The sequence below is a fragment of the Actinomadura sp. NBRC 104425 genome, from assembly GCF_030269545.1.
Lineage (GTDB): Bacteria > Actinomycetota > Actinomycetes > Streptosporangiales > Streptosporangiaceae > Spirillospora > Spirillospora keratinilytica.
Window position 1 is genome coordinate 23,486 of record NZ_BSTN01000004.1, and the last position, 19,942, is coordinate 43,427.

At 73.7% G+C, this 19,942-nt stretch carries 24 protein-coding genes and 1 pseudogene; 12 read left to right on the top strand and 13 right to left on the bottom strand.

Going from position 1 to position 19,942, the window contains the following annotated elements:
• Nucleotides 1–41 precede the first annotated feature (41 nt).
• Nucleotides 42–830 (top strand): aldo/keto reductase, encoded by a 789-nt coding sequence (locus tag QSK22_RS07925; protein ID WP_285493703.1) that lies wholly within the window; start codon nt 42–44, stop codon nt 828–830.
• Nucleotides 831–974: 144 nt separating this feature from the next.
• On the opposite strand, the gene QSK22_RS07930 is transcribed toward QSK22_RS07925, so the two are convergent.
• From QSK22_RS07930 to QSK22_RS07940, 3 genes are read right to left on the bottom strand one after another with little or no spacing between them, the layout of a single operon-like run.
• Complete coding sequence (locus tag QSK22_RS07930; protein WP_285493357.1) at nt 975–2,216, bottom strand: hypothetical protein; 1,242 nt, start codon at nt 2,214–2,216, stop codon at nt 975–977.
• Nucleotides 2,206–3,438 (bottom strand): hypothetical protein, encoded by a 1,233-nt coding sequence (locus QSK22_RS07935; RefSeq protein ID WP_285493358.1) that lies wholly within the window; start codon nt 3,436–3,438, stop codon nt 2,206–2,208. The genes QSK22_RS07930 and QSK22_RS07935 overlap by 11 nt, the downstream gene beginning before the upstream one ends.
• Nucleotides 3,435–4,133 (bottom strand): hypothetical protein, encoded by a 699-nt coding sequence (locus QSK22_RS07940; protein ID WP_285493359.1) that lies wholly within the window; start codon nt 4,131–4,133, stop codon nt 3,435–3,437. The genes QSK22_RS07935 and QSK22_RS07940 overlap by 4 nt, the downstream gene beginning before the upstream one ends.
• Before the next feature lie 96 nt (nt 4,134–4,229).
• Between QSK22_RS07940 and QSK22_RS07945 the strand changes: the two genes are divergently transcribed.
• From QSK22_RS07945 to QSK22_RS07955, 3 genes are all read left to right on the top strand, one after another.
• On the top strand, nt 4,230–4,481 hold the full coding sequence (locus QSK22_RS07945; protein ID WP_285493360.1) for a hypothetical protein: 252 nt from the start codon (nt 4,230–4,232) through the stop codon (nt 4,479–4,481).
• 57 nt (nt 4,482–4,538) lie between these two features.
• Nucleotides 4,539–5,453: a ribokinase gene (locus QSK22_RS07950; protein ID WP_285493361.1), complete on the top strand. Its 915-nt coding sequence runs from the start codon at nt 4,539–4,541 to the stop codon at nt 5,451–5,453.
• A gap of 149 nt (nt 5,454–5,602) precedes the next feature.
• Complete coding sequence (locus QSK22_RS07955; protein WP_285493362.1) at nt 5,603–5,992, top strand: hypothetical protein; 390 nt, start codon at nt 5,603–5,605, stop codon at nt 5,990–5,992.
• Nucleotides 5,993–6,146: 154 nt separating this feature from the next.
• Here QSK22_RS07955 and QSK22_RS07960 read toward each other — a convergent pair whose 3' ends face one another.
• Entirely contained in the window at nt 6,147–6,983 is an 837-nt protein-coding gene (locus QSK22_RS07960) for a DUF4388 domain-containing protein (RefSeq protein ID WP_285493363.1), read from the bottom strand.
• 232 nt (nt 6,984–7,215) lie between these two features.
• On the opposite strand from QSK22_RS07960, the gene QSK22_RS07965 reads away from it, so the two are divergent.
• Genes QSK22_RS07965 through QSK22_RS33990 form a run of 3 tightly spaced genes read left to right on the top strand, consistent with a single transcriptional unit; the run spans nt 7,216 to nt 8,309 of the window.
• The gene (locus tag QSK22_RS07965; RefSeq protein WP_285493364.1) at nt 7,216–7,593 is read left to right on the top strand and encodes a hypothetical protein; all 378 of its coding nucleotides are present in this window, start codon (nt 7,216–7,218) and stop codon (nt 7,591–7,593) included.
• Nucleotides 7,594–7,602: 9 nt separating this feature from the next.
• Nucleotides 7,603–7,971, top strand: coding sequence for a roadblock/LC7 domain-containing protein (locus tag QSK22_RS07970; protein ID WP_285493365.1), 369 nt, complete (start codon nt 7,603–7,605; stop codon nt 7,969–7,971).
• Nucleotides 7,972–8,030: 59 nt separating this feature from the next.
• The gene (locus tag QSK22_RS33990) at nt 8,031–8,309 is read left to right on the top strand and encodes an NACHT N-terminal helical domain 7-containing protein (RefSeq protein WP_502872287.1); all 279 of its coding nucleotides are present in this window, start codon (nt 8,031–8,033) and stop codon (nt 8,307–8,309) included.
• A 57-nt stretch (nt 8,310–8,366) separates the two neighbouring features.
• Here the strand turns inward: QSK22_RS33990 and QSK22_RS07975 are convergent, their stop codons facing one another.
• Nucleotides 8,367–9,584 (bottom strand): glycosyltransferase, encoded by a 1,218-nt coding sequence (locus QSK22_RS07975; RefSeq protein ID WP_285493366.1) that lies wholly within the window; start codon nt 9,582–9,584, stop codon nt 8,367–8,369.
• 322 nt (nt 9,585–9,906) lie between these two features.
• On the opposite strand from QSK22_RS07975, the gene QSK22_RS07980 reads away from it, so the two are divergent.
• The 4 genes from QSK22_RS07980 to QSK22_RS07995 all read left to right on the top strand — a co-directional run bounded on the left by QSK22_RS07980 (nt 9,907) and on the right by QSK22_RS07995 (nt 13,170).
• Nucleotides 9,907–10,629 (top strand): histone deacetylase, encoded by a 723-nt coding sequence (locus QSK22_RS07980; protein WP_285493367.1) that lies wholly within the window; start codon nt 9,907–9,909, stop codon nt 10,627–10,629.
• Between the two features lie 10 nt (nt 10,630–10,639).
• On the top strand, nt 10,640–11,101 hold the full coding sequence (locus QSK22_RS07985) for a peroxiredoxin (RefSeq protein ID WP_285493368.1): 462 nt from the start codon (nt 10,640–10,642) through the stop codon (nt 11,099–11,101).
• 95 nt (nt 11,102–11,196) lie between these two features.
• On the top strand, nt 11,197–11,682 hold the full coding sequence (locus QSK22_RS07990; RefSeq protein ID WP_285493369.1) for a hypothetical protein: 486 nt from the start codon (nt 11,197–11,199) through the stop codon (nt 11,680–11,682).
• A gap of 420 nt (nt 11,683–12,102) precedes the next feature.
• Nucleotides 12,103–13,170 (top strand): mechanosensitive ion channel family protein, encoded by a 1,068-nt coding sequence (locus QSK22_RS07995; RefSeq protein WP_285493370.1) that lies wholly within the window; start codon nt 12,103–12,105, stop codon nt 13,168–13,170.
• A gap of 112 nt (nt 13,171–13,282) precedes the next feature.
• Here QSK22_RS07995 and QSK22_RS08000 read toward each other — a convergent pair whose 3' ends face one another.
• From QSK22_RS08000 to QSK22_RS08030, 7 genes and pseudogenes are all read right to left on the bottom strand, one after another.
• A complete protein-coding gene (locus QSK22_RS08000; RefSeq protein ID WP_285493704.1) occupies nt 13,283–13,681 on the bottom strand; it encodes an ankyrin repeat domain-containing protein in 399 nt (132 codons plus the stop codon).
• Between the two features lie 105 nt (nt 13,682–13,786).
• Nucleotides 13,787–14,167 (bottom strand): annotated as a pseudogene (locus QSK22_RS08005) (ATP-binding protein); the annotation flags it as partial.
• 112 nt (nt 14,168–14,279) lie between these two features.
• Nucleotides 14,280–14,840 (bottom strand): 3'-5' exonuclease, encoded by a 561-nt coding sequence (locus QSK22_RS08010; protein ID WP_285493371.1) that lies wholly within the window; start codon nt 14,838–14,840, stop codon nt 14,280–14,282.
• Nucleotides 14,841–14,929: 89 nt separating this feature from the next.
• Entirely contained in the window at nt 14,930–15,259 is a 330-nt protein-coding gene (locus tag QSK22_RS08015; protein ID WP_352231427.1) for a MarR family winged helix-turn-helix transcriptional regulator, read from the bottom strand.
• A gap of 7 nt (nt 15,260–15,266) precedes the next feature.
• Complete coding sequence (locus tag QSK22_RS08020; RefSeq protein ID WP_285493372.1) at nt 15,267–15,893, bottom strand: GOLPH3/VPS74 family protein; 627 nt, start codon at nt 15,891–15,893, stop codon at nt 15,267–15,269.
• Nucleotides 15,894–15,896: 3 nt separating this feature from the next.
• A complete protein-coding gene (locus QSK22_RS08025; RefSeq protein ID WP_285493373.1) occupies nt 15,897–16,139 on the bottom strand; it encodes a type II toxin-antitoxin system antitoxin in 243 nt (80 codons plus the stop codon).
• On the bottom strand, nt 16,136–17,056 hold the full coding sequence (locus QSK22_RS08030; protein ID WP_285493374.1) for an SPFH domain-containing protein: 921 nt from the start codon (nt 17,054–17,056) through the stop codon (nt 16,136–16,138). Before QSK22_RS08030 ends, QSK22_RS08025 begins: the two co-directional genes overlap by 4 nt.
• 463 nt (nt 17,057–17,519) lie before the next feature.
• Here QSK22_RS08030 and QSK22_RS08035 point away from each other — a divergent pair, with 463 nt between their 5' ends.
• On the top strand, nt 17,520–17,933 hold the full coding sequence (locus tag QSK22_RS08035; RefSeq protein ID WP_285493375.1) for an ATP-binding protein: 414 nt from the start codon (nt 17,520–17,522) through the stop codon (nt 17,931–17,933).
• A 436-nt stretch (nt 17,934–18,369) separates the two neighbouring features.
• Here the strand turns inward: QSK22_RS08035 and QSK22_RS08040 are convergent, their stop codons facing one another.
• Nucleotides 18,370–19,938, bottom strand: coding sequence for an MFS transporter (locus QSK22_RS08040; RefSeq protein WP_285493376.1), 1,569 nt, complete (start codon nt 19,936–19,938; stop codon nt 18,370–18,372).
• Nucleotides 19,939–19,942 lie beyond the last annotated feature (4 nt).

The window sequence follows — 19,942 nt, forward strand, 5'->3', positions numbered from 1 at the left end:
TCGTGACCGTTCCCAACGTCACGTTCAACAACGGCGTCACCATGCCGCAGCTCGGCTACGGAGTGTGGCAGGTCCCCGACGCCGAGGCCGAGCGGGTCGTCAAGATCGCGTTGGAGACCGGCTACCGCAGCGTCGACACCGCGGCGATCTACGAGAACGAGGAGGGCACGGGCCGCGCCCTGCGCGCTTCGGGCGTGCCGCGCGAGGAGCTGTTCGTCACCACCAAGTTGTGGAACAGCGAGCAGGGCTACGACTCCACGTTGCGCGCCTTCGACGCCAGCCTGGAGCGGCTCGGCCTGGAGTACGTGGACCTGTACCTCATCCACTGGCCGGTGCCGAGCCGCGGCCTGTACCTCGACACCTGGCGCGCGTTCGAGAAGCTGTACGCCGACGGCCGCGTCCGCGCCATCGGCGTGTCCAACTTCACCGTGGACACGCTCACCCGGCTGCTGGACGAGACCGATGTGGTGCCGGTCCTCAACCAGATCGAGCTGCACCCGTACCTGCAGCAGGAGGAGCTGCGCGCCTTCCACGCCGAGCACGGCATCCTCACCGAGGCGTGGAGCCCCCTCGGCCAGGGCCAGGGCCTGCTGGACGACCCCGAGCTGGGCCGCCTGGCCGCCGAGCACGGCAAGACCCCCGCGCAGCTGGTGCTGCGCTGGCACCTGGAGCTGGGCAACGTGGTCATCCCCAAGTCGGCGACCCCGTCGCGCATCGCCGAGAACTTCGACGTGTTCGGCTTCGAGCTGACCGACAAGGACAAGGCCGCGATCGCCGCCCTCGACAAGGGCACCCGCTTCGGCCCGGACCCGGCCACGTTCGCCGGCTGACCTGGCGGCCGGCGCTCTCACCGCGGGGTCGTGCCCGCGGTGGAACGTCGCGATGCCGGGCACCTGCGGCGGCGCCGTCCGCGGGTGCCCGGCGTTCTCCTGCGCTTTCGGGCCGCCGTGGCCGCCGGCGGTGCTCAGCGGTGCTCAGCGGTGCAGGTCGCCGCGCAGGATCCGCTGGACGAGGTCGCCGCGCAGCTGCCCGTACCCGGTGCGGGCCCACAGGCTGTCGTCCGCGTCGACCTCGAAATACGGCACCGGGCGCCCGTCCACCCTGTCCAGCAGCACCTGCGGGGTGCGGCGGGCGCGGACGGCCTTGGCGCAGTCGTGGCACGCCTTGATGCGCAGCCGTTCGCGGCTGCCCAGGGGACGCCAGTTCACGGCGACCGCCGAGTCGCCGTGCAGCGGGTTGAAGAAGCACAGCGGGCTGCTCGGGACCTCCCGGCCGCCGTCCGCCAGCGACCGCGCCGACTCCAGCGCGTCGCGGCCCCGGTCGACCAGCACGAGCACCCCGGCCAGGTCCGGCAGCCCGCGCGCCGCGTCCAGCACCTTGCCCGCCGCCTGGTAGGCGTCCAGCGCCTCGGTCATCAGGGCCCGCACGCGCGGGGCCGAGGCGTCGACGTCGGTCCGGTCCAGCAGTTCGCCGAACGCCACGACCTCGCGGGCGGCCTGCCCGCGCAGCTCCTCCTCGTTCGCGCGCAGCGCGGTGGCCAGCACGGTGCGCGGCAGCCGGTGCTGCGACGGCGGGGGGACGCGGCCCGTCCGCCGCCACCGCCACACCGCCAGCCCGGCGACGGCGGCCGCGCCCAGCCCCGCCGAGCCCAGCACCACGGGCAGGGTCGCGCCGCCGTCGTCGTCGTCGCTTTGGTCGGAGCCGGTGGAGGTGCGCGTCCGGCCCAGGTGCGCGGTGGCGGCGTCGTACTCGGCCTTGCCCCGGCCCGCCGCGATCAGGTCGACGGCGCGTATCAGCCGGTCGGCCAGCGGCGCGTCCTCCATCTCGTCCAGGAAGAACGGCACCTGCGCGGCGTAGCGGGTGTTCTCCTGCTGTTCGGGCGTGCCGCCCCACTGCCGCGCCGCGAGCTGGTCCTGGAAGTCGTCCAGGGACAGGTACGCGCCGTCGCGGCCGAGCCGGTCGTGCACGACGGTGAGGAGCTGCTCGGGGTCCTCCCACGTGCCGCCCTTCACCAGCGGCACGAGCACGACGTAGACGGGGATCGGCGACCGGCGCATGTGGGCCAGCAGCTCCTGCCGCCGCGCCTTCGGCAGGGCCGACGCCAGCGACGAATCGACGTAGATCGGCGACTTGCGCAGCGCCGCCGCGATCCGCTCGCCGGGCGACGGCGCCCTTGCGGCGCCCGCGGGACGTGCAGGCCAGTGTTCAGTCGACACCGAGAGACTCCAGTACCACCGAGGGCAGTTCGCGGCCGTGCGCCGCGGACGCGAACCTGGACCAGCGTCCGGGCACACCGTGGTGGAGGCGGCCGCCCGGGACGCGCAGCGTCCTGCCCGCCAGCGACGACGGGGGCGCGGCGGCGCAGTCGGCGCACACGGGGCGGCGCCCGTGCCCCTTGATCTTGCGGCGGGCGGCGGACGGCTCGTGCAGCGGGTTGACGAAGCACGGCGCCGACGGGCGGTCCTTCGCCCCGTCCAGCACCTCCCGGCCCTGGCGTGCCAGCACGACCGCCCACACCAGGTCGAGCACGGCCTCGTCGGCGTCCGCCGGGTCCTCGGCGACGTCGTCGAAGAGGATCTGCGCGGCGTCGTAGGCGCGGGCGGCGTAGCCGTGCCCGGGGGACTCCTCGTGGTCGGGCAGCATGTCGCGCAGTTCGCCGAGCGCGCGAGCGGCGCGCACACGCAGGGAGCGCACCGACGGCTTGGTCTCCCCCCGGGACGGTGTCCCGGACCGTGCGCGCAGGGCGCGTACCCCTGCGACCGGGGCGCGGATCAACGCGAACAGCAGCAGCGCCCCGAAGGGGCCGACGAGGAGGAGTCCGGTGAGGAACGGCCCCCAGAACTCGGCCTCCAACGGCGGATGCTCCTGCCCGAAGGGAGGCGGTGTGCTGTTGAGCGTGGGCGTGCTCGCGGGAGCGGACGGGGCCGACGCCACGGAGTCGAACAGCTGCCGCAGCCGTGCGGGCACGTCCGCCATGGGCGCGTCCAGGTCGGCGGGGGAGTAGACCTTGCTCGGCGCGTAGGGGATCCGGCGCGGGACGCCGAACGCCACGGATTCGATGTGTCCGTGCTCGTCGACGAGGACGTACAGGCCGTTGCGCCCCACCCGTTCATGCAGGCCGAACAGGAACGCCTCGTCCTCCCCGTAGGACTCCGACTCCATCGGGTTGGGCGCGACGACGACGTACACGGGAACGCCGATGCGCTTGGCCGTCGCGGCCATCTCCGCCTTGATCCGCCTGCGGTCGGCCCGGCTGAAGGCGTCCGCCAGGTACATGTCGACCGACAGCGGATCCTCGGCCAGCTCCGCCGCCACCCGGGCGAACCGGGTCTCCTCGTGCGGCGCGGGTGACGGCGCCGCCGCGGCGGGGCCCGCCGGCGCCCCGAGGCAGGCGAGCAGAAGTGCGGCGGCGAGCACGGCCGCCAGGCGCCCGATCACCGCCGCGCCGCCCGGGCCGCGCCGCGGCGGGACGACCGGCGCAGCAGCAGCACCAGCATCGGCACCCCGGTCAGGGCGGTGCCCGCCCCGAACGCCGCCATCTCCTTGCGGTCCCTGATGTCGCTTTCGCTGGGACCGTCGGACGAGTCGTCCCGGCGCGCCTCCTCGCGCGCCTGGTCGATCCTGCGCTGCGCGTCGGGCGCGGTCACGATGTCGACGAACCGCGTGATCTGCTCCACGAGCCCCTCGTCCCGATCCGACCGCAGGTACGCCGCGGTCCACGCGCTATCGGCCGGGAGCGTTCCACCGAACTGCCGCGCCGTGCCGGACCCGGACGAATCGGTGACGATGTACACGCCGTCCTTGCCGAGCCGGTCGTGCAGCGACGCGATCAGGTCGTCGTCCCTCGGCGAGACCTCTGTCAAGCCCGGCGTCACCACCACGTACGCCGGGACGCCCAGGCGCGCCACCGCGGCGCGGATCCGCTCGTGCGCGTCGTAGGGCAGTGCGCGCAGGGCGTGGTCGGTGACCTGGACCGGGTCGTCGGCCAGCAGCCGCGCGAGCCGGTCGGCGAGGCTCCCCGACGTCGGTGATGGCGACGGCGACGACGGCGGCGAGGGCGCGGCGGCCCGCGCCGTGCCGGTCAGGACGCACCCGGCCAGCGCAAAAGTAATGATCAAGGCGAACCACCGCACGTGCGGAGTCTAACGGCGTTCATCCCCGGCCCCATCGGCCCCTGTCGCCACAACCCCGGAACGTGCCGAGATGTTCACGGAAAGTAACATCGCTCCGTGGGGGAAGATCGGGGGGATGGTGAACGCGGCTGCTGGGCGGGCCCGGGCGGGGTACGGGTCACCGCCGTCCGGCTGATCGGTGCGCACCGGGTGTGGGCGGACGCCGCCGGCGTCCCCGCGGGGGTGCCGGGCGCGTTCCTGGTGACCGACGCGGGCGCCCGCGTCGGTCGCGGCTACTACCCGACCGTCGAGGAGTTGTCCGAGGTGGTGGATCTGGCGTCGCTGCGGCCCTGCGACCCCGGCACCTGACCGTGGTGGCAAGCTTGAGCCCTGCGTCCGTACGGCTTCGGTGGCGAGGAGGGTGCGGTGTCGGAGGAGTTCGACGTCGTCGTGGTGGGATCGGTCAACGCGGACCTGGTGGTGGGCGTCGAGCGGCGCCCGGCGCCCGGCGAAACCGTGCTCGGGTCCGACCTGGCCGTGCATCCGGGCGGCGTGGGCGGCAACCAGGCGGCGGCCGCGGCGCGGCTCGGCGGCCGGGTCGGCATCCTGGCCCGGGTCGGCGACGACGGGCACGGCGAGTTCCTGCGCGCGGCGCTCGCCGACGCGGGGGTGCGGCTGGACCACCTGCTGGTCACGCCCGGCCCGTCCGGCGTCGCCCTCATCACCGTGGGGCCGGACGGCGACAACAGCATCATCGTCTCGCCCGGCGCCAACGCCCGGCTCGCCCCGGACGACGTCACCGCGGCACGCGGCATGATCTCCTCGGCGGCGGTCGTGTCGCTGCAGCTGGAGACCCCCGTGCCGACCGTCCTGGCCGCCGCACGGGCGGCCGCGGACGCCGGGGCGCGCGTCGTGCTGAACCTGTCCCCGCCCGCCGTCGTGCCGGACGAGCTGCTGGCGCTGTGCGACCCGCTGGTGGTCAACGAGCACGAGGCGGCGTTCCTGCTCGGACGCGGCGGCGGGGAGCGCCCGGAGGCCCCTTCGGCGATGGCGGAGGCGCTGCTGGAGCGCGGCCCCCGGTCGGTGGTCATCACGCTCGGCGGGGACGGCGCGCTGACGGCCGACGCGTCCGGTGCGGTGACCGTCGCGGCCCCCAAGGTGGAGGTCGTGGACACCACGGGCGCGGGCGACGCCTTCACGGCCGCGCTGTGCCTGCGCCTGGCCCGCGGCGACGCCCTGGACGAGGCCGCGCGCTACGCGGCGCGGGTGGGGGCCGCAGCCGTCCGCAAGCCCGGCGCGCAGAGCTCTTACCCCGCAGCGGAAGACGAGCTGCCCCTCTGACCGCCGTCCCCCGGCGCGCCGGCGGTCGGCCACCAGTGCGCTTTCTGATGGGTGAGGAGCCTGTTACCACGTCAGACGTCATGATCTGAGAATGCACCGGCCGGCATTCGGTGGTGCGACCATGGTGCTCCCGTTGAGGGAGGAAGCCGATGCGGCGGTTCGTTCACAACGCCGTGGTCGTCGCGGCGCTGGGTGCGCTGGCGGTCGCCTACGGGTGGCTCGTCAGCAGGGGAGTCGAGCTCGACGGCACCGTGACCAAGGTCGTCGTATCGAAGGACGAACGGAGCATCGAGGTGCATGCCCAGATGTCGTCGGGCCTCTACTGCGCGATAGGGGCGGCAGAGACGCGGGACCGGGTGACGGTTCACACTCGGTGTTACCGAGGGTGGAATCCGTACGCCGATGAAGGAGGCGGTGTCGGCGTGCTGAAGGTGACGGAAACGGTGAAGCTGCAGTCCCCGCTCGGTGGCCGCAGCATCCGTACCGGCGACGGTAGGGCCGTTGAGGTCGAGCGCCTCGGCGCTCCCGGGGGTTCCTGACAGGCGGAGCGTGCGGCCGCTCGTCCTCCGCGTCGGGTGGTGCGGCGGTTCAGTGTGTCTTGGGGCGGCGTCGGGGGCTCACCCTGGGCGCCGCCCGGCGTGCGTCTCGCGCAACGCGGGCGCGGCCTCGCCGTAGGCGCGGATGCGGCTCGCGTCAGGCGGTGGGGGCGTTGCCGTTGCGGTAGCGCCTCGGGAGTTCGGATGCGTCCAGCCGCGCGGGCCCGGGCGGGGGCACCACCGGGTGTTCGGGGGGTGCGGGCGGCGGAGTCGGGGCCTCGGTGAGAGAGATGAAGCCGTCCTGCAGCAGTGTGGCCAGGTCCGACATGACGGGGAACAGGCCGCGGCCCAAAGTGAAGGCGATGTCGCGCGGGGTCCGCCGTCCGTTGACGCGGCCGAGGACCTCGCGCCGGGCCGGGTCCACGATCTGATCGGGTTCGTTCCGCACGACCCGCGGCCGGGACCGCACCGTCAGGTCCAGCACGCGCCAGCCGTCGGCCACCTCCAGCCGCCGCGTGATCTCCCTGAGCAGGCGGTCGGTCTCCAACCCGGGCTCCACCGGCACCAACGGCCCGGGCCCGGCCGCGCCGGCGTGCTCGACCGTGCAGGTGTGCACGCCGGTCAGCGCCATCGCGAACAGCGCGTCGACGACCGCCGTCCGGGCCAGCACCTCGACGCCGACCTCGCCGAGCAGGCCCCGCTCCACCAGCTCGTCCGGCAGCCGCCCCGCCGGGGCCGCCGCCGCGAACGCCCGCGACCACTCGGGCTCGGCGATCCGGCCCGACCGCAGCAGCAGCGACTCGGGGCCGGGCGAGGCGGGCGTGGCGGCCGCGACGATCCGGCCGTCCCGCATGGTCACCGTGCCGCCCGGGTTGCCGTCCAGGCGCAGAGTCCCCGAGAAGCGCTCCTGGCCGCGGCGCCTGAGAGCCGAGATCAGAATGCCCGACGGCCGGCCGGCTGCGGCCCCCGAGGGCGTGATGGGAGAAGCGGTCACGTCGTCACTTCCAGCCGAACGCAGCTCTGTGTTGCTGACGGTGGCAACATCATGCCAGGCCCCCCGGAGCGGTCAGGCACCCAGCGTTGGCGTAGATTACTTCCGGTGCCGTCACCGGACAGGTGGAAAATAACGTTTGCGAAAGTCCCGATCCGCCTCGCCCGGGGTGTCCTAGATCGTTACGTTGTTCTCCGGCACTGCTGAGTGGTCCGGTTCAGGGGGTGGAAGACCGATGAACATCGAAACCGCGCTCAAGGAGACGATGGCCATCGACGGGGCGCTCGGGGCGGCGCTGGTCGACTACGACAGCGGGATGGCGCTCGGCGCGCTCGGCGAGTCCGGCAGCGCCGAGGAGGTCGACATGGAGCTCGCGGCGGCCCGGAGCGCCGAGGTCGTGCGGGCCAAGCTCCGCACCCTGGAGGCGCTGCGGATCAGCGACTCGATCGAGGACATCCTCATCACCCTGGACACCCAGTACCACCTGATCCGGCTGCTCTCCAACGCCGGCGGCAGCCGCCTGTTCCTCTACCTCGTCCTCGACCGCGAGCGGGCGAACCTGGCCCTGGCGCGCCACCACCTGCGGCGCATCGACGGCGAACTGCGGGTCTGAGGCGGGACGATGAACAACGAGGCCGTACTCGCCGAACTGCGGGCCCTGCGCGAGCAGGTGACCGGCGTGACCGACGCCGCGGTCGCCTCCTCCGACGGGCTGCCGGTCGCCTCCGACACCGACGGGGTCCGCCCCGAAGTGCTGGCCGCCCTCGCCGCCGCCGCGCTCGGGCTGAGCAAGAGCGCGGGCAACGAGGTCGGCATGGGCGAACTGCGCGAGGTGACGATCCGCTGCTCCGGAGGCCACATCGTCGTCTACGCCGTCCGCGACCGGAACCTCCTCGTCGTCCTCGGTGACGAGGGGCTCGACATCGCCCATCTCCACCTGCAGTCCCGCCCCGTCGTGGACCGTCTCGCCGAAATCCTCGCCCCCGTCTGACGCGTCCGGTTCGGGTGATCCGCCCGTCTGCGGCCGATCGCCGCGCCTAAGCTGCCGGCGTGCGTCGAGACCCCTCCCTCACCTACCAGGGTGCGCTGAACATCCTCGGCCAGTACGACCGTTCCCGCCTGGACAAGCTGAACGGGCTTCTCGGCGGCGTGATCCTCGGCGCAGGTGCCGTGCCGCGCACACCACCCTTGTCGGCGCCGCGTTCTTCGAGGCGCTGGAAGGGTAACCGGGCGCGGACGCGCTCAGGCGCCAGGCCGTCACCGAGGACGAACGCCGCGCTGCGGCTTTGGGGCGTTGTCGCCGCGAAGCGGTGTGCTTGCCTGACATGACCGTGGGACGCCCTGACCGCACAGTCCGGGCATCCCACGGGTTCTGAGAGGGAGAGGTCAGCTCATCAGGGCGGCCGCCAGGTCGGACTCGCGGGCCTGGGCGGGCACCGACGCCTCGGCGGGCTCCTCGGCCGCGGCGGCCGGGTGGGGCTCGTCCTCCTCGGGCGGGAGGAGCCGGCCGTAGGCGCGCAGGGTCTCGGCGGCGATGCGGCTCCAGGAGTAGCGGGAGTGGGCGCGGTCGGCGGCGGCGATGGCGTACCCGTGCCGGGTGGTCTCCTCGGCCAGCAGGCGCCGCACCGCGCGGCCGATCTCCACCGGGCGCCCGGCGGGCACGTGCAGCCCGGTGATGTGGTCCAGGACGCTGTCGGCGTTGCCGCCGACCGGGGTCGTCACGACCGGGACGCCGCACGCCATCGCCTCCAGCGCCACCAGCGGCGACGGGCGGTCCGGCGACAGGCACAGCACCAGGCGGGCGGTGCGCAGCAGCTTGGGCAGGGACCGGCGCGGCATCCGGCCCATGAAGACCACCCGGTCGGCGACGTGCAGCTCCTTGGCCAGCATGCGCAGCCGGTGCACGGCCGTGTCGTTCTCCAGCTCCTCGCGGGCAGGGCCGCCGGTGACGGCCAGCTCGGCGCCGGGGACGCTGACCAGCGTGCGGATCGCGGTGGCGATCCCGCCGTCGGTCAGGTCGCGGCACACGGTCACCAGGCGGGGCCGGCCGCCGCGGGGCAGCGTGGGGCCGGTCTGGCTGAAGTGGCCGCCGTCCACGCCGTAGGGGGTGATGCCGATCCGGGGGCGGGGCACGCCGAGCCGCACCAGTGCGTGCGCCTCCTGCTCGCTGCCCGCCAGGACGGTGTCGGCGCCGCGTCCGAGCGCGGCCTCCAGGCGGATGCGGGCGGGGTGCACCGCCCGTCCGGCGCGGCGCTCGACGGTGCCGAGCCCGTGGTAGGACTGCACGAACGGGATGCCCAGTTCCCTGGCCACCGCGCAGGCCGCCAGCCCGCCGATCCAGCCGTGGGCGTGCACCACGTCGGGGCGTGCGGCGCCCGACCAGCGCCGCCGCAGCTCGTCGGCGACGTCGCGGACGTGCCGCAGGAGTTCGTGCTCGGTCAGCGGGCGCGCCGGTCCGGCATCGATCAGCCGCAGCGTGGCTCCGGGGCCGAGGCGCGTCCGCTCGCGCGTCGCTTCGTCATAGCGGCGCGCGTAGACGGTCACGTGGTTGCGCTGGTCGCCGCCGGGCACCGGACGTGCCAGCGCGCGGGCCAGCTCACGCACCACGGAAGCGTGGGTGTGCTCCCCGGTAAGAACGGACATCGAAACCAAAGCGATGTTCAGGGAGCTTTTCATGACGCAGACCTCCGAAGGCACACATGGCGCAAACCTGGAGGTATCTGCGTCGTAGACACCCGCCTGTGATGGTCTCTTTCCGTAGCGCCCTGGGATCAAACCTCCGAACGTCGTGACGCACGCGACAGACCCCATATGAGACATGTGGGAACCATGTGGCGCCCGAGGTGCCTTCCGCACCCCCAAAAAGGCCCCCGACCTGGCGTGGGACGTTCAAAGCACGGGAGATCGGCGGTAATACTGGGTGACCGTGTGCGCAGATCACGTCTGGTACGTGGCCTACGGGTCCAACCTGGCGCGGGAGCGGTTCTCCTGCTACCTGGCCGGTGGGCGCCCCGAGGGGGCGATGCGCCACTACACCGGCTGCCGGGACCCCCGGCCCGCGCGCGACGAAAAGGCGGTGACGCTGCCCGGCGGCGTCTACTTCGCCTTCAACTCGCTGACGTGGGGCGGCGGCATGGCGTTCTACGACGCCGAGCTGCCGGGCCGCACGGCCGCCCGCGCCTACCTGGTGACCCGCGAGCAGTTCTGCGATGTGATGGCCCAGGAGATGCGGCGCGAGGTCGGCGCCGACCACGATCTGTCGCAGGCGCTGGCCACCGGGCGGCAGCGGATCGGCCCCGGGCACTACGAGACCGTTCTGAAGGTCGGCGAGCGGGACGGGTACCCGATGCTCACCTTCACCGCCCCGCACGGTGCGGGACGGGCCGTGCTGAACGCCCCGTCCGCCCCGTACCTGACCATGCTGGCGCGCGGCCTGCGCGACGCCCACGGCTGGCGGACCGGCCAGGTGGCCGCCTACCTGCGCGCCTGCCCGGGCGCCCGCGGCATCTGGTCCGCACCGGCGATCTCCGCGCTGCTGCACCGCGCCGACACCGCCGCCGCGGCGTCCGCGCCGCGGGCCTCCCTCCAGGCGATGTTCGCCGCATTCCGGCCGGGGCCGGGTCTGCCGCTGGAGCCCGCCGCCGGATAGCGTCGTCGCCATGAACGTCGGTGACGTGGTGGACGATTTCGAGCTTCCGGACGAGACGGGACGGCTGCGCACCCTCAGCGGCCTGCTGGCGGACGGCCCCGTCGTACTGTTCTTCTACCCGGCCGCGATGACCGCGGGCTGCACGGCCGAGGCGTGCCACTTCCGCGATGTGGCCGCCGAGTTCGCCGCGCTGGGCGCGCACCCGGTCGGCATCAGCGGCGACCCGGTGGACAAGCAGAAGGAGTTCGCCGGCAAGCACTCCCTCGGCTACCCGCTGCTGTCGGACGTCGACGGCACGGTGCGGGACCGCTTCGGCGTCAAGCGCGGCTTCGCGCTGGCCCCGACCCGGCGGCAGACGTTCGTGATCGACACCGACCGCCGCATTCTGGAGGTCATCAAGAGCGAGATCCGCATGAACGTCCATGCCGATCGCGCCCTGGAGGCCCTCCGCCGCCGCGCCGCCGCCTCCTGACCGCCCCGCGGATCCCGGTGGCCCGCGCCGCCCGCGCGACCGCGGTGGCCCGCGCGGCCACGCAACCACGCAGGGTCGAGCCGCGTCGGAACTGTATGCGGCCGAGTGCGTTGATCGTCACCGCGGTGGCGGCGCTGTGCGGGTTGGCGGCCTGCTCCACGGGCGGGAGGGATGCCGCCTGCCCGGGGACCAGGCCTGGCGTCGCGGTCCGGGTCAAGGCGCCGCTGGCGCAAAGGGCCGAGAGCGCCTCGGTGACGGTGTGCTGGGACGGGCGGTGCCGCACCAGCGGGGCCCTGGGGCTCATGCCGTCCAGCGTCGCGGTGCCGCAGAACTGCCCTGGCGGGCCGCCCGAGGGCGTCTGCGGTGCGTCGGCCAGCCCGACCGGCGACGCCGACGCCTTCGTCGACCTCAAAGGCCTGCCGTCCGAGCCGGTCGAGGTCGCCGTCGTGCTGCGCGACGGCGCCGGCGGGAAGCTGTTCGACCGCGAGGTCACCGTCACGCCGAAGGGCGTGGGCGGGCGGTGCCCGCACCCTCCGCACGCCGCCGTCGTCGCCGACGGCGCGCGGCTTGCCCCCGCCTGAGCGCGGCCGCCGCGGGTCGGCCGGGCGGCTCGGGCAGGACGATCGCGGACGGGTGTTCTGGGTCGTGGAAGATCTCCTGGCGGGCGGGCGGCATGCGGGTGGCAGGACCGATCGGCTCGCCCGTCCCCGCGGCGGTGACGGGCGGGTCGCGGCGGACGGCGACGCGGTGGGGGCCGTTGGGCAGGCCGAGCGGCGAGACCTCCAGCCGGCGCACCACTCCCAGACTCAGCATCCGGTCGATCGTCACCGCGGGTCAGCGCTTCCTTCCCTCCGAGAGGCCCCCGCCCGCGCCGGCACCCCACTACGATCACCACGTATCGGGACTGGTGCGACATGTCGCACATTTGCCATGCATCGGTCATTTCGCAGGTCCGGCCGGTCCGCCGGACAACCGTCCAGCAGAGGGAGAGAACTCGCGCTATGCCTGACTCACTGGAGTGGGGCTCGGTCATCGCCGCCGCAGTGATCATGGCGGTCGCCGTCGTGGTCGCCATCGTCCTGCGCATCCTGTCGGGGCGGCTGGCCCGGCGGGCCGGGGACACCCGGTGGGCCTGGGACGACCTGGTCGCCCGGCTGCTGCACGACCTCGCGCTGCCCCTGTCGCTGCTGGGCGGCGCGTGGCTGGCGGCCAACGCGCTGCACCTCACGCCGCGCACCCTGGACATCACCGGCCGGGTGCTGACCGCGATCACCGTGCTGATCGTCGCGCTGGCCCTGGCGCGGATGGGTGCGGGCATCGTCGCCTCGATCGCCCTCGGCAAGCAGGACACCCCCGCCAACGTGACGATCTTCGCCAACATCACCCGGGTGGTGGTGCTGGGCGTCGGCACGCTGGTGATGCTGCAGACCCTGGGCGTATCGATCACCCCGGTGCTGGGCGCCCTGGGCGTCGGCGGCCTGGCCGTGGCGCTGGCCCTGCAGGACACCCTGGCCAACCTGTTCGCGGGCGTGCACGTGCTGGCGTCCAAGACCATCGAGCCCGGCGACTACATCAGGCTCAGCAGCGGCCAGGAGGGCTATGTCGTCGACATCAACTGGCGCAACACCTCGATCCGCACCCTGTCGGACAACATCGAAGTCATCCCCAACCAGCGGTTCTCCGACACGATCCTGACCAACTACCACCGGCCCGCCCAGGACATGAGCTTGATCATCGGGTGCAGCGTCGGCTACGGCAGCGACCTGGAGCACGTGGAGAAGGTCGTCGTGGAGGTCGGCCAGGAGGTCATGGCCGAGGTGCAGGGCGGGGTCGAGGGCGCCGAGACGCTGGTGCGCTTCCACACCTTCGGCGACTCGCGCATCGGCTTCAACGTGATCCTGCGCATCTGCGAGTTCGGCGAGCAGTTCCGCATCAAGCACGAGTTCGTCAAGCGCCTGCACCGCCGCTTCCGCGCCGAGGGCATCGAGATCCCCTTCCCCATGCGCCGCGTCCTGGTGGACAGCGACCACTCCGCCGACCTCCTCACCGCCCCTCCCGGACGGTCGTGACGCCCCGGCGGGGCGAACCGCGAGCCCGCTTCCGCCGGGGCACGGTCCCGGGGCCGCGGCCGTGGCGGTCCACGCCGCCGGTCCGGCGCTCCGCCCGGCCGCGCGCCGCCGGTCAGGTGGCGATGGCCTCGTCGAACCAGGCGAGGTACTCGGTCAGGTCGAACATCCGCGCGGTCTCGATCGCCGACGGGCGCCCGGCGCGCGGGTCGGCGCCCGCGTCCAGCAGCGCCCGCACCACCTCGGCCTCCTGCTTGAACACCGCCCCCGCCAGCGGGCGCTGGCCGCGGTCGTTGGCGCGTTCGGGGTCGGCGCCGCGGGCCACCAGGGCGCGGACGGTGTCGGCGTGGCCGTGGTAGGCGGCCAGCATGAGCAGCGTGTCGCCCTTGTCGTTGGTGAGGTTCACCGGCACGCCGGCGTCGACGTAGGGGATCAGCTCGTCGGTTCGCCCCCCGCGCGCCAGGTCGAACAGCCTGGTCGCGAACTCCTGCAGCTCCGGGTCGGCCTCGCTCATGATTCGGACACTACCTCCCGGCCACCGGCCGTCCGCCGCGTGGTCGGCGAGCAGGCTGCCCAGGGAGTCGCGCCCGTAGTGCAGGTGCTTCTCCAGCGACACCAGGGCGCCCTGGCGGGACGCCGTCCCGAACCGCACCCCGTCGGCCAGGGCCCGCATGAGCAGCATCCCGCGGCCGTGCTCGGACAGCGGGCCGGGCGCCTCGCCGAGACCCGCGCCGTTTCCGGAGCCGGCGCCGTAGCCGGGGCCCGAGTCGACCACCTTGATCACGCAGCGCTCGTCCAGGATGCATACCCGCACGGTGTACTCCTCGCCCCGGCCGGCGTGCCGGATCGCGTTGGTGCACGCCTCGGTGAGCATCAGCTCGATGTCGCCGCGGATCGCCGCGTCCACCCCCAGCGCGCACAGGGACGAGTCGAGCAGGCGCCGCGCCGCGGGAACGCTCGCGGCGTCCCGGGGCAGGCGAAGATCAAGGCTGATCTCCATGTCGGCTCTCCATGTCGGCTCCGTCCGGCGGCTGGTGTCCTCGCAGGCTCCCTGCCCGTGACAGACGGCCCGAATCGTGGCCCGTGCGGCGAATGTCCAGGTCGGCGGGCCGTCAGGTGGGCCAGGCGCCCGCGGCGACGATGTCCAGCACGAGGGCGGCGATGTTCCAGGCGTCGTCGGCCCCGCTGTGGTGGCGGCCCTCCAGGGGGAGGCCCGCGTGCCGCAGGGCTCCGTCCATGCCGAGCCTGCGCGGCAGGCCGTGGGCCGCCGAGTAGGCCGCCTTGGCGTTGGTGTGGCGGCGGCCGAACGGGTAGCGCACCCGGGCGGCGGCGCACTGGCGCTCGAACTGCTTGCGGTCGTAGTCGCCCCAGCTCGCCCAGGCCCGCGAACGCGCGTGGTGCTCGCGTTCCAGCAGCGCGCACGCCTCCGCGAACGGGACCCCGCCGTCGACCTCCTCCTGGGTCAGCCCGGTCAGCTCGGTGCAGAACGCGCTGACGGTCGAGCGCTCGGGCCGCACGAGCACGCGGTGCCGCTCGACCCGCTCGCGGGTCTGCAGGTCCACCACGCACAGCCCGATCTCGATGATCTCGCTGACCTGCCCGGCGGGCGGCCGGCCCTGCCAGCAGGTGGCCTCCACGTCGACGACGTTGAGAAAGCGGTCGTGGGGTTCCATGGCCCGGCACGCTAGCGCTCCCGCCCGGCCCGCGGCGATCGCTTTTCCCGCGGCCGCCCGGCGCCCGGGCCGCGGCGCCGCCGGGGCGCTCAGCCGAGGCCGGACGCGGCGTCCAGGGCGGCGGTGGGGCGTTCCAGCGAGCGGTGCAGCGCGACCAGCTCCGGCTCGTCCAGGCCGGTCGCCGCCATGATGCGGAAGGGCACCGCCGCGGCCCGCCGCCGCAGCTCCCGTCCGGGGCCGGTCAGCGACACCGTCACCTGGCGCTCGTCGCGGGCGCTGCGCTCGCGCCGCACCAGGCCCGCCGCCTCCAGCCGCTTGAGCAGGGGGGAGAGCGTGCCGGAGTCCAGCCGCAGCGCCGGCCCCAGCGTCCCCCGAGGGTGACGCCTCTCCGGCTCCTGCGCCAGGCAGATGTCCCTGATCCACCGGTCATCCGGCGGCGGCGGCCGCGTGGTCCGCGCGGATCACCTTCCGCACGGCCCCGGCCGCCGGACCGGTCCGCGCGCTCAGCTGGCTGATGCGCAGCCGGTGGCGGCGCCGCTCCCGGCGGGGCAGCACCGTGTTCAGCTCGCCCGCCGCCGCCAGTGCCACCGCCGCCGCGTCATAGCTGTTGACGTGCGCCACGGGCCTGCCCTGAAGCGCCGAGGACGCCCCGCGCCACAGCGTCTTGACCACCCGAGGGTCCTTCACCTCCACCCGGTGCGCGGGGAACACCCCCAGCACCCGGCGCTCGAGCACCCGGATCCAGCCGCCGGCGGCCAGCTCGTCGCGCACCCTGCGCACCATCACGCGGCTGTCCTTGCGCACCCAGTAACGCCACGACCGGGGCCGCGACGCCGAGATCTGGGCCACCAGGCCGTACGGGTCGTCGCCCGGGGTGCCGGGGCGGGGGCCGTGGCGCTCCTCGACGAGCCGTCCGTCCAGGTAGAGCTCGGCCAGGGCCGCGCCGCGCAGCACATAGCCCAGACGGCCGCCGCAGTGGGCCATGCGGCCCCGCTTCAGATCGTAGGCCAGCAAGTACATCCTGGCCGGCAGCGATTCGGGAATCCTCACCATGACCTAACCCCCGCCCTGGTTCTCGTCCTGTTCCTCGTCCTTCTGCCCGGTCTCGTTCTTGCGGGGCCGGCCCGGCCGCCGCATCCGCGCGGCCCCGCGGGGCATGCGCCCCGCGTCGGTCAGCGCCTTGCGCAGCAGGAACTCGATCTGGGCGTTGGTGCTGCGCAGCTCGTCGGCCGCCCAGCGGGCCAGTGCGTCGTGCACGGCCGGGTCCAGCCGAAGGAGAATCTTCTTGCGTTCCGTCACTGGTAGAGCGAACCGGTATTGACGACCGGCTGCGCGTCGCGGTCGGCGCACAGGACGACCAGCAGGTTGCTGACCATGGCGGCCTTGCGCTCCTCGTCCAAATCCACCACGTTCTCCTCGTCCAGCCGGTCGAGCGCAAGCTGGACCATGCCGACCGCGCCCTCGACGATCCGCTGCCGCGCCGCCACCACCGCGCCCGCCTGCTGGCGGCGCAGCATGGCCTGCGCGATCTCCGGCGCGTACGCCAGCCCGGTGATCCGCGCCTCGACGATCCGCACCCCGGCCGCGGCGACCCGCAGCGTCAGCTCCTCCTGCAGCTTGGCGGTGATCTCATCGGCGTTCTCGCGCAGCGACAGCCGGTCGTCGGCGTCGTAGGGGAAACTGCCCGCGATGTGCCGCAGCCCGGCCTCGGTCTGGAACGCCACGAACTCCACGAAGTCGTCCACCGCGAACATCGCGCGGGCGGTGTCCTCGACCTGCCACACCACCACCGCGGATATCTCGATCGGGTTGCCGTCCAGGTCGTTGACCTTCGCCCGGTCCGTCTCGTGGTTGCGGATGCGCGTCGACACCCGCTTGCGCTCGCTGATCGGGTTCACCCAGCGCAGCCCGTCGGTGCGGACCGTCCCGGAGTAGCGCCCGAGCACCTGCAGCACCCGCGCCTCGTTCGGCTCCACCGCGGTCAGCCCTACGGCCACCAGTAGGCCGGCCAGCACCAGCACAACCCCGACCGCGATTCCGGCCGCGAGTGCCGCGCCTCCCTGCAGGATGCCGAGCCCGGTCGCCGCCGCGCCCAGCAGCACCAGCACCAGCACCAGCCCCAGCATGGGCACCCCGTTGAGGTTGCGGGCCTCCCGCTCGGTGATGTCCACCTTGGGCAGCTCCACCAGACCGGCGGCACCCACGTCGACCTTCATGTCCAGCTCCTCTCAGTATGTCACCAAGCTAGCAAACTGATATCACTTTTTCCAGCCCGCTTCCCGGCGGGCGGCCGTGGGCGCCGCGCGGCCCGCGCACGGGGGGCGACGGCGCCGGTGCCGCTCCATGGCCGGCCCGCGGGGGAGCGGCGCCCGCGCGACGGGGCCGGGCGGCGGTGGCCGGATGGGGTGCGCGAGTCGCATGCGAAAGGCGCCGACAGTCTCTTCGGCTGCCGCCGGCGACTTTGTCATGCGTTCTTGCGGGGTAACTTTCGCCCCCGCCGCATGGTGGTGCCCGCCAAGGCGGGCCCGGCATGAGAAATTTCCGCATTCCCGGTGATGGCGGGGCTGCCGCGGCGATTCGACAGCCGCATTGACAGACTGTCGCGGCTCTGGATGTGAGCATTGAAATCGCGCTGCCCCCCGAGAGGTCGTCCCAGATCTCCCGAGCCCGAGGTATCCGATGCTTCTGTCCACACCACCGACCGCCCTGTACTGGCGCCGGTCCTTTCCCGGTGACGCCGAACAGGCCCGCGCCGCACGGCGGTTCACCTCCTGCCTGCTGACCGGATTCCCCGCCCTCGACGAGGTGCTGCTGACCGTGGACGAACTCGTCGTCAACGCGCTGCGGCACACCAAGTCGGGGCAGGGGAACGGCTTGTTCACCCTCGAGGTCCTCGGCCGTCGCAGCGGTGTGGCCGTGGCCGTCACCGACCAGGGCGGCCCCGGAGAGCCCGCCGTCCGGGACGTCGACGAGCTCGCCGAGAGCGGGCGCGGCCTGCGGACCGTCTCCCACCTGGCGACGAGCTGGGGCTGGTACGGCGACGAATCCGGCCGCACGGTCACCGCCATGTTCACGGGGGAGTGGCTGCAATGATCTGCGAAGGTCTCCGGCCTCCCGGCCCGGGCCGCGCCGGGAGGCCGCAATCCGCCGGCGCCGGGCCGGCGCGGGCTCACCTTGCGAACGCATTTCGATGATTTCCGCGGCGGGCGCGCTCCTGGCGGGCATATGCGGATGTGACCCGCCGGACGGCGGAAGACGCCGGTTGATGCGGTGCGGGCTGAGCCATCGCGCTCGGGCGGCGGGACATTACCGGAACACTGCGGACCACTTCAGGTGCCGGCGTGGTCCACGGGTCGGCCGGTGCTTTGTCCGGGACGTGGGCGGCGGGAATACGAGCGGATTCTTCGAGGTCAGGAGAAGGCGCACGCCGGGGTCGGCCTCACCCGCCGCCCACGGGGGCGATGAGTATTTCGCGTTCGCCTCCGCCGGCCCGCCCCAGTCGGTCGCGGAGGCAGCCGCGAGCATCGCCTCAGGTGGCCGCCGGGGCGGGCGTGTCGTCGTGCACCTCGTCGTGCACGTCGCCCGGGATGACCTTGGGCACGGACCGCAGGGTGAACACCGCGGTCACCGCGACGCACGCCATCACCGCGGCACTGGCCAGCATGGCGGCGTGCATGCCGTCGACGTAGGCGGCCCGCGCGGCGTCCAGCAGCCGGGCGGCCAGGTCCTGCGGCAGGGCGGCGGCCGCTCCCGCCGCGGAGGCCAGGGACTCGCGGGCGGCGTGCTCGGCGCCCGCGGGCAGGCCGGACGGCACCTCCAGGGCACGCCGGTAGACGGCGGTCACCACGCTGCCCAGGACCGCCATGCCCAGGGCGCCGCCGAGTTCGGCGGCCGTCTCGGAGATCGCCGATGCCGTACCCGCGCGCCGCCGGGGCACCGAGGCCAGCACCGTGTCGCCGGTGACGGTCAGCGCCAGGCCCATGCCCAGGCCGCCCAGCAGCATCGGGACCACCAGGAGCGGGTACGACGGGTCGGTGCCGAACCCGGCGAACGCGGCGTACGACACGGCGGAGACCGCCATGCCGATCGCCACGGTCCGGGCCCGGCCGACGGCGGAGATCAAGGGCGCGGCCAGCGCGGCGCCGCCCGCCGCGGCGCCCACCGCACCGGGCAGCCCGGCAAGGCCCGCCCGCAGCGGCGACCAGCCCAGCACCAGCTGGAAGTACAGCGAGAAGATCAGCGACTGGGCGACCAGGCCGAACATCGCGAACAGGTTGATCGTCACCGAGCCGGCGAAGGCGGCCCGGCGGAACAGCCGCACGTCGATCAGCGGGTGCGCCAGCCGGGTCTGCCGCCACAGGAACAGCGCCAGCCCGGCGGCGCCGACCGCGACGCCCCAGCGCACCTGCACGGCGTCCGGGCCGTGCGCCGCGGCCTCCTTGACCGCGTAGACCATGCCGAGGACGCCGGCGGCCGACAGCGGCACGCTCAGCACGTCCACCCGGCCGTGCCCGGGCCCGTGCGAGCCGGGCAGCAGCACGGCCCCCGCCGCCAGGATCACCGCCATGATCGGCACGTTGATCAGGAAGACCGCGCCCCACCAGAAGTGCTCCAGCACGGCGCCGCCGAGCACCGGGCCGAGCCCGACCGCCAGCGCGCCGGACCCGAAGAACGCGCCGAGCGCCGCGGTGCGTTCCTTGGGATCGGTGAACACGCGGCGGATCAGCGCCAGCGCGGACGGCATCAGCGTGGCCCCGGCCACGCCGAGCAGGGCGCGCGCCGCGATCAGCAGCTCGGCGTTCGGGGCGTAGGCGGTCAGCGCGGACGCGGCGGCGAACACCGCGACGCCGGTGAGCAGCAGGTTGCGGTGCCCGACGCGGTCGCCGACGGCGCCCATCGTGATCAGCAGCCCGGCCAGCGCGAAGCCGTAGCTGTCGGCGATCCACAGAATCTGCGTGGCCGACGGGTCCAGGTCGGCGCTGATGTGGGGGACGGCCAGGTTCAGCGCCGTCAGATCGATGCCGGGCACCAGGATGAGCAGGCACCCGATGACGAAGGTGCCCCATTTGCGGTGGGACGGTACGGCTGAGGTGTTCATGCAC